The 13,156-nt window shown below is 33.7% G+C and carries 14 protein-coding genes; 6 read left to right on the top strand and 8 right to left on the bottom strand.

What is annotated here, in order from left to right:
• Positions 1-16: 16 nt before the first annotated feature.
• Positions 17-1,180 carry a hypothetical protein gene (locus AC5YC8_RS07020; RefSeq protein WP_496117894.1) on the bottom strand — a complete coding sequence of 388 codons (1,164 nt, stop codon included), beginning with the start codon at positions 1,178-1,180 and terminating at the stop codon, positions 17-19.
• Between the two features lie 345 nt (positions 1,181-1,525).
• Positions 1,526-1,783 carry a hypothetical protein gene (locus AC5YC8_RS07015; protein ID WP_496164034.1) on the bottom strand — a complete coding sequence of 86 codons (258 nt, stop codon included), beginning with the start codon at positions 1,781-1,783 and terminating at the stop codon, positions 1,526-1,528.
• A gap of 335 nt (positions 1,784-2,118) precedes the next feature.
• On the opposite strand from AC5YC8_RS07015, the gene pepN reads away from it, so the two are divergent.
• Both pepN and AC5YC8_RS07005 read left to right on the top strand, forming a co-directional pair.
• Positions 2,119-4,728, top strand: a complete 2,610-nt coding sequence (gene pepN / locus AC5YC8_RS07010; RefSeq protein WP_496164033.1) for an aminopeptidase N — start codon at positions 2,119-2,121, stop codon at positions 4,726-4,728.
• A gap of 224 nt (positions 4,729-4,952) precedes the next feature.
• Complete coding sequence (locus tag AC5YC8_RS07005) at positions 4,953-5,177, top strand: hypothetical protein (protein ID WP_496117830.1); 225 nt, start codon at positions 4,953-4,955, stop codon at positions 5,175-5,177.
• Between the two features lie 54 nt (positions 5,178-5,231).
• On the opposite strand, the gene AC5YC8_RS07000 is transcribed toward AC5YC8_RS07005, so the two are convergent.
• Both AC5YC8_RS07000 and AC5YC8_RS06995 read right to left on the bottom strand, forming a co-directional pair.
• A complete protein-coding gene (locus AC5YC8_RS07000; RefSeq protein WP_496117832.1) occupies positions 5,232-5,678 on the bottom strand; it encodes a universal stress protein in 447 nt (148 codons plus the stop codon).
• A 110-nt stretch (positions 5,679-5,788) separates the two neighbouring features.
• Entirely contained in the window at positions 5,789-6,232 is a 444-nt protein-coding gene (locus AC5YC8_RS06995; protein ID WP_496117833.1) for a universal stress protein, read from the bottom strand.
• 263 nt (positions 6,233-6,495) lie between these two features.
• Here AC5YC8_RS06995 and AC5YC8_RS06990 point away from each other — a divergent pair, with 263 nt between their 5' ends.
• The 3 genes from AC5YC8_RS06990 (at position 6,496) to AC5YC8_RS06980 (ending at position 8,484) form a co-directional block, all read left to right on the top strand.
• Positions 6,496-7,485, top strand: a complete 990-nt coding sequence (locus AC5YC8_RS06990; RefSeq protein WP_496164032.1) for an alpha/beta hydrolase — start codon at positions 6,496-6,498, stop codon at positions 7,483-7,485.
• A 97-nt stretch (positions 7,486-7,582) separates the two neighbouring features.
• The gene (locus AC5YC8_RS06985; RefSeq protein WP_496164148.1) at positions 7,583-7,915 is read left to right on the top strand and encodes an SMR family transporter; all 333 of its coding nucleotides are present in this window, start codon (positions 7,583-7,585) and stop codon (positions 7,913-7,915) included.
• A gap of 11 nt (positions 7,916-7,926) precedes the next feature.
• Positions 7,927-8,484, top strand: coding sequence for a TetR/AcrR family transcriptional regulator (locus AC5YC8_RS06980; protein ID WP_496117836.1), 558 nt, complete (start codon positions 7,927-7,929; stop codon positions 8,482-8,484).
• A 63-nt stretch (positions 8,485-8,547) separates the two neighbouring features.
• On the opposite strand, the gene AC5YC8_RS06975 is transcribed toward AC5YC8_RS06980, so the two are convergent.
• The 4 genes from AC5YC8_RS06975 to aceR all read right to left on the bottom strand — a co-directional run bounded on the left by AC5YC8_RS06975 (position 8,548) and on the right by aceR (position 12,523).
• On the bottom strand, positions 8,548-9,726 hold the full coding sequence (locus AC5YC8_RS06975; RefSeq protein ID WP_496164031.1) for a benzoate/H(+) symporter BenE family transporter: 1,179 nt from the start codon (positions 9,724-9,726) through the stop codon (positions 8,548-8,550).
• 106 nt (positions 9,727-9,832) lie between these two features.
• A complete protein-coding gene (gene leuE, locus AC5YC8_RS06970) occupies positions 9,833-10,480 on the bottom strand; it encodes a leucine efflux protein LeuE (RefSeq protein ID WP_496117840.1) in 648 nt (215 codons plus the stop codon).
• Positions 10,481-10,553: 73 nt separating this feature from the next.
• Positions 10,554-11,543 (bottom strand): transaldolase, encoded by a 990-nt coding sequence (gene tal / locus AC5YC8_RS06965; RefSeq protein WP_496164030.1) that lies wholly within the window; start codon positions 11,541-11,543, stop codon positions 10,554-10,556.
• A gap of 95 nt (positions 11,544-11,638) precedes the next feature.
• On the bottom strand, positions 11,639-12,523 hold the full coding sequence (gene aceR / locus AC5YC8_RS06960) for an HTH-type transcriptional regulator AceR (RefSeq protein ID WP_496164029.1): 885 nt from the start codon (positions 12,521-12,523) through the stop codon (positions 11,639-11,641).
• A gap of 109 nt (positions 12,524-12,632) precedes the next feature.
• Here aceR and aceI point away from each other — a divergent pair, with 109 nt between their 5' ends.
• Positions 12,633-13,058 (top strand): chlorhexidine efflux PACE transporter AceI, encoded by a 426-nt coding sequence (aceI, locus tag AC5YC8_RS06955; protein WP_496164028.1) that lies wholly within the window; start codon positions 12,633-12,635, stop codon positions 13,056-13,058.
• The last annotated feature ends 98 nt before the right edge of the window (positions 13,059-13,156 follow it).

Below are 13,156 nucleotides of genomic sequence, written 5' to 3'. Positions count from 1 at the left end.
TTTTGAAAAATATCAGTTATTTGGTGAAGTAATGGTCTTGGTGTTTGCAGTTTCTACAAAATAAAGATACATAATCTTCAGCATCATAATCGACAGTGAGTTCATTTGAGCCACAGTGCATACAGCGTTTAAGCGAATAAAACTTTAAGCGAGGTTCAATTTTGTTCCATGATCGCCAAAAGGGTTGGAAAAATATTTTGTCGTCATAACCTAAAAATTTATAGAATAAAATTTCACTCATTTTACTGAGTGGAATATTGTAAGGACGGGGTAAAGTTGTTGTTTCCCATTTTTCGGTTAATGCACGTTCACGATATTGCTGTAAGGTCTTTTTCAGCAAATTGGTATTAATGAAGTTTTCATTTCTAGGTTTTAATGCATTTTGTTGATGTAAATATTCCAACGCATTTTGAATCAAATAATAAATTTGACCAACCGCAAGTGATTCCATTAAGCGATAACAAAAGCTTTGAAAACTTTGATTACCTGCAATTTGTACACCCCAAGTTCTACAATAGAATTGCATAAATTGCACAATTTCTTGATAAAGCAAAAGATGAACAGCTTCTTTTACTTCATCTGAAGATTTAAAGGGCACGCCTAATGCTAAATTTTCATAGAACCAATTTCTTAATTGTTGGGTAATACTGAAAAGGCTAGGTTGTGAATAGCCATCTAAGCGAACATTAATATAGTATTGCTGAGCAGTATCACTAAATTCTTTCGCTAGTAAAACATTGTCTTTAACAAGTTGTTTAATCAAATAGCTTTGAAATAAGTAACTTGGGCTAATTGGTCGAAATTTGATTTGTTCCCAGTCAATAAATTCTTGATGTCCTGTGTGTTCATCAACAAGTTCATCTAAAATACTGAGTAAAAATAACTTATTTAAAAAACTTAGATTGTTTAAGTCATATTCAAAAATATCTTGGGATTTTTGTTTAATTTTTCTTTGTTCTTGTTGCATTGTTTCTTTCATCAGTTTCTTTCGATCTGATGTACAGGTGTCACAATGGCAAGTTTGGCGACTATCTTGATAAACCTTATGTAGACAGCTTATACATTCATGATAATTCACTTCTTTATCGAATTCTTCAGCTTCAATCCAATACATAGATGCACGACACAAAGGGCATTGTGTACTTTCATCAAGTTGCTTTTGGAGAATTTGAAGCATAATAATCCACATTCGTAATTGTCTTATTGAATTATACACAGAACAAGGCGAAGCTTTTCAAACTTCAGTAAAGTAATTCATTTCTCTGAGACTTTATATTTTTTATAATTTACTCTGTATTTAGTCTAGATGTCGTTTAATAATCTAGGGAGAGTTAATGGGCTGTAATGTTGATTAAAATCATATAAATTTAAAAAAAGTTTATTAAATAATAGAATTCGTTTGTATTTAAATTTAGTTAATTTTTTCAGTGGTTTATGTGGTAAAAGCATAAGTATAAGTTTGATAGGAATATTGTGAATATAAAAAAACGGCATATAGCCGTATTTTTATTGGTTCATGAGTTTATTAGACAGGACAAGGTAAACTTTCATCCTCTTCACTGAGTTGTTTTGCTTTGAGCAAAGCCTGTACTTTTTTGGATGTTATTTTTTTGCTTCCTAAGGTATCGAAGCTATTTAATATGGCACTTACTTCAAATTCTTTGAGTGGTATTCCTTCACATGTCATAAATAGTGCAATGACTTTATGATTGATTTTTGCAGCATCAAGTGCTTGTAAAGTCTTGATATTTTCAATACGAATAATGTGATCTTTGATAAACATATTACACCCCTGATTTTTTATTTTGCATTGTATTTTGTTGGATTACGTTTTCAGCATATAGGAATAAGCAAGAATCGTGCACAAAATGATCAATTTAAAATATTTTATATCATTATATGTTTGTATGAGTTTGTATCTAGTGCAATTTTATAGTCAAAACGCGCGGTGATTAAAAAATGAATAACAATATATATTTCAGTGTTTTTATATTGAAAAAGAGGAGCTAAGTCCCATATATAAAGGCATACGAATTGCAAAGACATTTTCTGTACGTTTGAAGTATGATCGAAATACCTCACAGGAAAGTTAGTGCTAAAACAACAGTAGGACATAATATGAATATTGCGGCAAACCCAGTGGTAGAAGCAGATCAAACTGTTTATCTAAAAGATTATCAAAAGCCAACATTCTTGGTCGATTCTATTGATTTAGATATTAAAGTCTTTGCAGATCATACACTTGTAAATACAAAATTGGTGATGCAGCGTCAAGCTGAAGGTGATTTAGTTCTTTTAGGTCGTGATCTTGAATTAAAAGCTATTCTACTTAATGGTAAGAAACTTACTGAAAGTGAGTATGTGCTCGATACAGAGCAACTTGCGATTAAAAATGCACCACAAAATAGCATTATTGAAACTGAAGTGGTGATTCATCCAGAAACAAACACCATGCTAGAAGGTTTATATCAAGCGGCTTCGGATTTGTTTGTTACGCAAAATGAGCCAGAAGGCTTCCGTAAAATTACTTTTTATCCTGACCGTCCAGATGTTTTATCTGTATTTACAACACGTGTTGAGGCAGATAAAAAATATCCAGTTTTACTCGCGAATGGTAACTTAATTGAAGCAGGTGAAGCAGGTGAAGATCGTCACTATACAATTTGGCAAGATCCTACTAAAAAACCAAGCTATTTATTTGCATGTGTGATTGGTGATTTAGCTGTTTTAAAAGACCGTTATACAACCTCTGAAGGTCGTGATGTTGCTTTAGAAATTTATGCTGAAGAAAAAGATATTCCTAAATGTCATATTGCGATGGAAGCTTTAAAACATTCTATGCGTTGGGATGAAGAGCATTATGGTCGTCCTTATGATTTAGACAATTATATGATTGTTGCAACAAGTGCATTTAACATGGGTGCAATGGAAAATAAAGGTTTAAACATCTTTAATACTTCATGCGTACTTGCTGATGAAGAATACACAACAGATGCTGCGATTATGCGTGTTCAATCGGTGATTGCACATGAATACTTCCATAACTGGACAGGGAACCGTATTACTTGTCGTGATTGGTTCCAGCTTTGTTTAAAAGAAGGTCTAACGGTTTTCCGTGATCAATCGTTCTCGGAAGATTTACAATCTGCTGCGGTACAACGTATTGATGATGTTGCTGTATTAAAAGCACATCAATTCCCTGAAGACTCAGGACCATTGTCACATCCACCACGTCCAGATCACTTTGTTGAAATTAATAACTTCTATACAGCGACTGTTTATGAAAAAGGTGCGGAAATTAACCGCATGATGGCAACTTTACTGGGTAAAGAAAAATTCCGTAAAGGTACAGATGAATATTTTAAACGTCATGATGGTCAAGCTGTAACGGTTGAAGATTGGGTTAATGCATTAACAGCGGGTTCGGGTGTTGATTTATCTGCATTCTTAGTTTGGTATAACCAACCTGGTACGCCAAAATTGGAAGCTCAGGGTGAATATAATGCGACTGCAAAAACCTATCGTTTAAGCTTTAAGCAAACTTTAAAAGCGCATGCGAAATATCCAAATTTAAAAGCGGTTCCAATTCCAGTTGCTCTTGCTTTATTTGATGCAATAACAGGTGAACAACTTGTACTTGAATCTGATGCATTATTTGAGAATGCAGTAAAAGATGGTGTTTACTTATTTGATCAGGCAGAAGCAAGCATTGAATTTAAAAATGTAATGACAAAACCAGTAGTGTCATTACTTCGTAATTTCTCTGCACCTGTAAATCTTGAGTTTAACTACTCAGATGAAGATTTGGCATTCTTATTACAATTTGAGACCAATGGTTTTAACCAATGGCAAGCAACACAAACTTTACTTGAACGTGTTTTATTAAATGGTCATTCATCTGATATTTATGTTCAGGCGATGAAGAAAACCTTACCTGAAGTGATTCAGAAAGATCCTTTATTGGCTTCACGTTTGTTTGATGTACCGGCAGAAGGTTATTTAGGTAGCCGTATTGATACAGATTACAATCCTGCAACTATTCAAACTCAACGTAATACTTTATTAAAAACTTTGGCGGATGCTTTTGGTTCTTTCTGTAAAGAAGCCTATTTATCTTTAGACCCAGCAAATGAAAAAGAGTTTTCACAAGCAATGGGTGTACGTGCATTGAAAAATATTCTTTTATCTATGATTGCGCGTCAGGGTGATGAAACAGCATTTGAATTGGCAAATGAGCAGTATCAGACTACGTTGAATATGTCAGAACGTTTAGGTGCTTTAAAAGTTCTTGTTTGGAATGATGCACCGCAAGCGAAAGCAACATTGGAAGATTTCTATAATCGCTTTAAAGATGAAGCTTTATCTATGGATCAATGGTTTATGGTTCAGGCAGCACATCCAAAGGCAACAGCAGAAACCATTAAAGCATTAACCACACATGCAGATTATGATTTGGCAATTCCAAACCGTATTCGTGCTGTTACAGGTGGTTTAAATGCAAATCCTGTAAATACGTGGGGTTTTGGTGTTCAGCATTTTATTGAGCTTGCGAAGTACTTAGATGAGAAAAATCCAATTGTTGGTTCTCGTTTATTACAAGTCTTATCTCGTTGGTATACGTTAGCAGAGCCTCAACGCTCTGAGGTAAAAGCTGAATTAGAAGCTTTAAAACCAGATGTAAAATCGAAAAATGTATCTGAAACATTAAATAGCATGTTAAGCGTGTAAGTTTCTTCCATATATGAAAGAGGGCTAAGTGACTTAGGTTGTTTAGCCCTTTTTTTCATTATTTAACTAAAGTTAAATAATGTGTTATAATATTTGAACAGATAATAAAAACTTCTATTTCTCCTCTCAATTATCGACTTAACGATATTTTTTAGATGTCATCATTCTTCTGTTTATAATGTTCTGAAAAGAATTATTTTCTTATTTTTAAATTGGTGTAAATATTGAGTAATAGTAATCAATTGGTTGCGAAAGCAATTGATGGTAGTGAAATTGTAGTATCCCTAGTACCTTCAAAAAAAATGCAAAATACGCGTGAAGGATTTATTTGGGTAAATGTTGGATTAAATATTTTATTAGAATCTGGTCGTGAAATTGAGTTAAATCAAGACCGCCGTAGTTTTTATACAGCTTTAAACCAAATGTACTATCTACCATATCGCGTATAGTTCGTTCATATTTAAAAAAGCCCGTAGATACGGGCTTTTTTTGTATTTAATGAATTAAACTTTCACAACTAAAACGGGTACAGGTGAGTTTGTGAGCACGTTTTGTGCAACGCTACCCAATATGAGTTTTTTGAAACCTGTATGGCCGTGAGATCCCATAATAATTAAATCTGCATTAACTTCATCTGCTACAGCAATAATACCGTCTGAAGGTGCTACGCCGTGAATGACTTTTGAGTTGATTTTAATGTTATCACGTTCAAAGTTTAGAGATAAATCTTTCAAGCGATTGCGAGCATTTTGTTCTGCATGCATAAAGTAATCTGTTACCGCAGGTGCTACTTTATAGAAATCGACACCAACAAATGGATCGACAGCAATGACACACATTAGAGTAACTTCTGCATTTAGGTCTTTAGCAAGTGCTAAGGCATGTTCAGCAGCAGCATAAGAGATAGGAGATTCATCTACTGGAACGAGTATATGTTTATATATTGTCATCATTTTTCCTAAAGAAGTTGTCCATGGATTTATATTTGAAAGAGGAATTTAAAAAATATATCTATGTAGAAATAAATGAAGCCCACATAATATGAGCTTCATTATAAGTTTTATTGTTTGACCACAAGTACAGGAATTTCAGTTGTATTTAGAACATCTTGAGCAAAGCTGCCTAAAATAAGCTTTTTAAAGCCTTTTCGACCATGTGAACCTATAACAATCAAATCTACATTTGCATCTTTGGCAGCAACGGAAATACCTTCCGCACTTACTGTTCCTTTTACTACTTTAACATCGGCTTGTACGCCTTCAGCAGTTGAAAATTCATGTGCTTCTTTTAGTGCTGCTTCTGCATTGTTATAAGCTTGTACAAAGTATTCTTTCATTGCTGCTGAAGAATAATAAAAATCTGTATCTGTAAAAGGGTCTTCAGCAACAAGGCTGATTAAGCTAAGTTTACTATTGAATGCTTTTGCTATTTGAGCTGCTTTTTTGACTGCTGAAAATGAAATTTGTGAACCATCTACAGGAACTAAAATATGGTTATATGACATAAAACATGCTCCAAAGTTATCGTTATTGACCCTACTTATTTATTGATAACACATTGCTAGTGATGGTTCAAACCTTATAATGTGATCGTGAAAAAATAATAAATTTTAATCAAAATTATGTTATTTACTTGGCAGAATATTCATATAAAATTGGTCGGGTTTTGTTTATATTTTGTCTAGTTTGATATGTTTTTATAGGGAAATATTTAAAACTAAATTAAACTCAATTTATTGTTTTTTATATATGAATGAAAGGGCTAGCGGTGCAATTAAAGTTTGTTTTGCTGAGTTTAGTTTTATCTTTAGCTATTAGTGGGTGTCAAAATACGCAAAATAATAGCAAAATTATTGCAGGTGCATTTAATGCATCTACAAATATTCAAAAGAAATTTATTGAACGCCATGCTCCTGAAAATATTATCGTGACACATAATATTGAATATATGGAAAATCCAAAGTTACATTTTGATTTATATCAACCTGAAAATATTGCCGAATTAGGTAAAAGACCCGTTGTAGTTTGGATTCATGGTGGTGGGTGGATTTCAGGCTCAAAAGAACATGCGAGTGGTTATTTTAAACGACTTGCAGAGCAAGGCTATAATGTTGTTTCTGTAGAATATCAATTTGCACCAACGGAAATTTATCCTCAACAATTACAACAAATTGATCAAGCTTTAGCATTTATAACAGAGCATGCAAAGAAGTATCACATAGATGCTAACAAAATTTATTTAGCAGGTGATTCTGCTGGTGCAAATATGGCAAGTCATTATGCTGCACTTGTTGCAAATCCTCAGTTTGCCCAAACTTCAGATTTATATCCCCAAATATCAACTTCTCAATTAAAAGGTTTAATTTTGCATTGTGGTATTTACGACTTAGAAAGTTTTGTTAAAAACAGTGCCAAGGAAATGAAACTATTTGAATGGGGGATTTTAAATCTTGTTCAGGCATATACTGGCGGTAAAAAAGATGATGCTAATTTCTTGGCAAGTATTTCTCCAAGTCAGCATTTAACTGAAAATTATCCACCTGTATTTATTAGTGGGGGTAATAAAGATTTTTTAACGGAAAGTCAGTCTATTCCATTTGTTCTTTCGTTAAAGGAAAAGAATATTCCTGTTACAGAAGTTTTTTATCCAAATTCTAGAGAATTACTTGTGCATGAATATCAGTTTATGATGAGTAAAAAAGCAAGCCAAGAAACTTTTGTTAAAACCATTCAGTTTTTAGATAAAAATTCTGATTAAATTTATTTAAATATAAAGATTGCATCTAATTTTATAAATCTATAACATACCTACCGGTCGGTATGTTTATGTTTTTGAGGTTTATATGAGTCCTGTAATGTTTGCTTATGCTTTACTGGCATGCGCAATTATCACAGAAGTAATGGGTTCAGCATTTTTGGTAAAGTCAGAAGGTTTTACTAAGCTTATGCCATCTTTGGCAGTTATTGTTCTGTTTAGTGCAGCATTTTATATGCTATCGCACGTTATTAAGGTAATTCCGTTAGGGATTGCTTATGCAATATGGGCTGGAGTTGGTATTATTCTCACAGCAATAGTGGGTTACTTTGTTTTTAAACAAAGCCTCGATATTGCTGCACTTATAGGTATTGGCTTAATTGTGTCAGGGGTTGTTGTTATTAATATGTTTTCAACATCTACGGGGCACTAATAGGAATATGAATGGAAAATCCACATCAACGTAAAAAAGAACCAGAAATTGTACGTAAAAAAATTTTAGAAACAGCAATTATACTTGCTGCGAAAAAGGGTGTTACGGGCATTTCAATACAGGGTATTGCAGATCTGGTGGGTATTACTAAAGGTGGGGTTTTTCATCATTTTTCAAATAAACAAATATTGTTAGATGCAATGCTTGTAGAAATATTTCAAAGACTTAATGATGTTTTTGATTCATATATGAATAATGATTCTGAGCAATATGGTCGATTTACTCGTGCATATATTGATATTACATTAAGTAAAGATGTCGAGGGTATGGGAAACTTATGGGATGCTATATCGATGACCATGCTCACAGATCATACGTTCAATGAACATTGGATCCGTTGGCTAGATGCAAGTTTACATAAGCATCAGCAAACTGATCGTGATTTAGATTTATCAATATTACGTTATGCTGCAGATGGATTGTGGTTAACATCTTTTACCAAGGTTGAGAAGCAAGAAGAAGCTGCAAAATTAAAGGCAGAGCTGATACGTCGCACTCACCCTAAATAGCCTAAGCAAATTAATATGTTACGAAAAAAGCAAACCTCGGTTTGCTTTTTTCTGTTTTTAAATTTAGTTAGACTTTTTTATTTTCAATTTTAGAATCATAGAAACTACTAAACCAAAAATTAGCCCCCAAAATGCAGATCCAATACCGAAAAAGTTTACTCCTGATGCACTAAATAAGAAGGTAAGTAATACAGCTTCACGTTCTGATACATCTTGAAAGGCAATTGCAATATTATGACCAATAGTACCAAAGAGTGCGATACCAGCTAAGGCAGTAATAAATACAAGTGGAAAAGCCAGTAAAAAGCTGGTTAATGTTGCCGCAAATAAACCCATCAGAATATAGAATAAACCACAGCTCATACCTGCGATATAACGCTTTTTAGGATCTGGATGCACTTGATCATCTAAGCTAATTGCAGCACTAATTGCAGCAATGTTCACACTAAAACAGCCAAATGGTGCAAGTAAGGTATGCATTAAACCTGTAAAACCAATTAGTGGTTTTACATTGGGTTCATAACCATAACTACGAATCATCGCGAGACCGGGTAAATACTGAGAAGCCATATTGATAACAAATAAGGGTAAAGCAATACCTAAAATAGCGGCAATAGAAAAATCAGGTTTCATCCAAACAGGACGAGCCAATGACCATTGAATATTTGGCGTGGCAAAAGTCAGGAACATTGGACAAAGTACAACACCCGCAATTACTGTAATGACAATGCTATATCGAGGAAAAATGCGTTTTGAAATGATGTAAACAGCGAGTAATGAAAGAATGAATCCCCATTCGTATTGCATCGTTGCGAATATATCAATACCAAATTTTAATAGAACGCCCGCAAGCATGGCACTTGTTAAACTTTGTGGAATATATTCGAGTGCTTTATTGAAAACGCCTAAAAACCCTAAGACTGCAGTAAGTAAACCACAAACTAAAAATGCACCAATGGCTTGATTTAATGAGTAGCCACTACCAGATGCTAAAATGAGTGCTAATCCTGCTGTAGACCACGAGGTTGCTACAGGGTATTTATATTTCCATGAAAGAAATAAGCCACTAATACCAATACCTAAGCCAAGTGCCCAAAACCATGATGTAATTTGAGATGTATTTGCACCTAGATGCTGAGCCGCTTGTATAACAAGTACAGATGAAACACTAATACCAACAAGGAAAGTAATAAAACCTGCAAAAACAGCAGGTATGGAAAAATCTTGGATGAGCTTTTGCATGAGTCCTTGCAACATTATTATTAATGGATAATTCGTGCAGTTATCATACGCCTTTCAATATTTTTATACAGCACATGTTCCAACAAAGTGTATAAAAAGAAGTGAGTTATAATGTGGATGTTGCTAGTTTTAAGCCAAATCCGCAAAATAGAATACCAACACTTGCGACACAAATTGCCGTTAGTTTTAATCTATTTGAAAAATAAGAGGCAAGTTTTGCACCTGAAAAAATAAGCACGGTTAAATAACTCATACTGATAATTTGCAAAATAATTGCAAGTGCTGTGAACGTGATCGCAGGATATGAATAAGCAGGATCAACAAATTGCACAAAAAAAGATAAGTAAAATAAAATAGCCTTAGGATTTAAAATACTAATAGTAAGTGCTGTACTAAATGGCTTAACTTGTTCTAATGATTGTTTTTTTTCTATTTTTTCTGGAGTATGTACTGCATTGAAAGTGTGGTATGCAGCAATCAGCAACTTAATTCCCAAGTAACTCAAATAAGCAGCACCAACAACTTTGAGTAAAATAAATAACCATGGAAAAGCATGTAGTAAAGATGCGGCGCCTAATGCAGTTAATATGATTAAAATCATATCTCCTGTATAAACACCTAAAGCTCCTTTGTAGCCAGCTTTAATCCCAAATCGAGATGCAATAGACATGACAAATAATGAGTTTGGACCTGGTAGTATCACAATTAAAATAGTGCCAATAATATAGGTGGTTAAGTCTGTGATACCAAACACGTGAATACACTCGAATAAGAAGCCGATGTGAGTATATCAACATCGGCTTAACAAAAAGATGGGAAATAGAACCTTAAGCTTTAATTTCAGCATCGATACCAAAAGATTGGCGTAATAAAGTACTTAATTGTTCACGAGCTTTAATAAATCCATCAATACCGCTTTGTAATAACTGAGAAGACATCAAATCTTGTTCTACAGCTTGTTTAAAGTCCGCTTCATTAAATGAAACAACATCATGCTGACAATGTGCATGAGCATGATTTTCAAAGAGTTGAGCTTCTACAATACGAGTATCATTTTCAAGTTCAGCAAGTAAATTTGGTGCAACAGTAAGTAAATCACAGCCTGCTAAACCAAGTACTTGATCGATACTACGGAAGCTTGCACCCATAATTTCAGTTTTAATATCGTGTTGTTTGTAAAAGTGATAGATTTGTTTTACAGATAATACGCCGGGATCTTTATCAATCGAGTAAGCATCTACATTTTCAGCCTTTTTATACCAATCTAAAATACGACCAACAAAAGGTGAAATAAGGGTAACTTTGGCATCAGCACATGCTTGAGCTTGGTGTAAACCAAATAGCAGGGTTAGGTTACAGTGAATACCTTCTGATTCAAGAATACGGGCAGCTTGAATACCTTCCCATGTAGAAGCAATTTTAATCAAAATGCGGTTTTGGTCTACGCCATATTTTTTGTATAGTGCTAATAAATCTTTTGCTTTTGCTACAGTTGCTTCTGTGTCATAAGATAAAGCAGCATCGACTTCTGTAGATACACGACCATCAATCAGTTTTAAAATTTCTACACCAAATTTTACCGTTAAAATATCAATAGTGCGTTCAATCAACTCGTCATTTTCATAATTTTCATTTTTAGCTTGAGCAAATGCACTTTGAATGAGTTCAATATTCTCTTTTTGATTTGCTGCTGCCGTAATTAATGATGGATTGGTTGTAGCATCTAATGGGCGAAACTTTTCAATTGCGGTTAAGTCGCTGCTATCGGCAACAATAGTGGTTAGGTTTTTTAATTGGTTTAAGGCTGTAAGTGTCATTAGTATCTATTCTTTAAAGTTGTTTACCCATCATTTATTTATAACACAAACTTTGTATTGGAAAAGTCTCTTCAATCGTTTTGTGAAGCTAAATTCTAATTTTTTCTTTCATTTCTTATGTGATTAATCAAAAAACGAGCAGCAGCACCTAACTGGCTTTCTCGATTCCAAACTAAATCTACAAAATATTCAAATTTTGGAGTGAAATCTGAAAAGTCGAGAATTTTTAATTGATGTTTGAGTTCAGGGTTTTCATTAAACATTTCAAGGGGTAAAACACCCCAAGCTAAATTTTGTAAAATAATAGAACACGCAGAGTGATGATTATCTGTGCGCCAATATGACTTTGAATACAACAACTCAGGCTTAATGTTTTTATCTCTACTAGCGACCACAATTTGACGACTTTGTAATATTTGTTCGAAGCTCACATGCTCAAATTTAGCAAGTCCAAAATTTTTAGATGATACAGGAACTAATATTTCACGTTTTAGTTCTACAAATTGTTCATTGCCTTCTAATTGTTCACGCTCAAACATTAGGGCAAGTTGTGCTGTGCCATTGAGTAGCATTTTTTGTGCATCTTCTTGAGGAGCACTGAAAATATTGATTTGTAATTGTGGGAATTTTGTTTCAATTATTGAAATATAGTCTGTCCAGTTTGTGTGTAAAAGTTCAGAAACCACCACAATATTTAGAGAAGACTCTAAACCTGTACTGAGTGCGAAAGCATGTTGTTTCCATTGTTTCATTTCAACAAGCAGTTGATTTGTTTTTTCAAAGAGAACCATTGCTTCTTCTGTTGGAATTGGCTCACGACCAACTCTTTGAAAAAGCTGTAAATTTAAATCTATTTCCAAATTTGAAATAGACATACTTACCGCAGATGGAACTTTTCCTAATTTTCGTGCAGCTGCAGAAAATGAACCTGTTTCGATGACAGTTTTAAAAATGAGGAGCTGATCTTGATTGATATTCATAATTATAAAATTTAATCTTTCAAAATATTTGATAGATTCTAACTCGATCATTCAATAATATGGAATAAAATTCACTCATCTTAAACAAAGAACTTTAGAGAGAATTAAAATGTTGATTTCCAAAAGAAGGATTATTCATGCTTTAAGCTATGAAATTATCCTATTGGTAATCATTGCTGTTGCTTTGAGTTTTATTTTCCATATGCCCTTAGAAGTTACAGGGTCATTGGGTATTGCCATGGCGGTTACCTCTGTTATTTGGAATATGATTTTTAACCATTTTTTTGAAAAGTTTGAGGCAAAGCGTAAGCTAAAAAGAACAGTTGGTGTTCGTATTTTACATGCGATTGGATTTGAAGGCGGCTTAATGCTCGCGACCATTCCTATGGTTGCTTATGCAATGGAGATGACTATTTGGCAGGCAATTGTGCTCGATTTTAGTTTAACCATGTGTATTTTGGTTTATACCTTTATATTCCAATGGTTCTACGACCATATTGAAGCGCGTTTAGGTTATGGCGTCGTTCATTCTTAAATGTAAAAATGAAAGGGAGCTATTGAGCTCCCTTTTTTATATTAACGATATTTCCGCATATTCAGTGCATATACAAGATGAAGCGTGAAAAACAAAAT

The organism is Acinetobacter sp. FY731 (genome assembly GCF_059515905.1).
The sequence above is the reverse complement of the archived record's forward strand: the minus strand, read 5'-3'. Positions and strand labels throughout refer to the sequence as shown.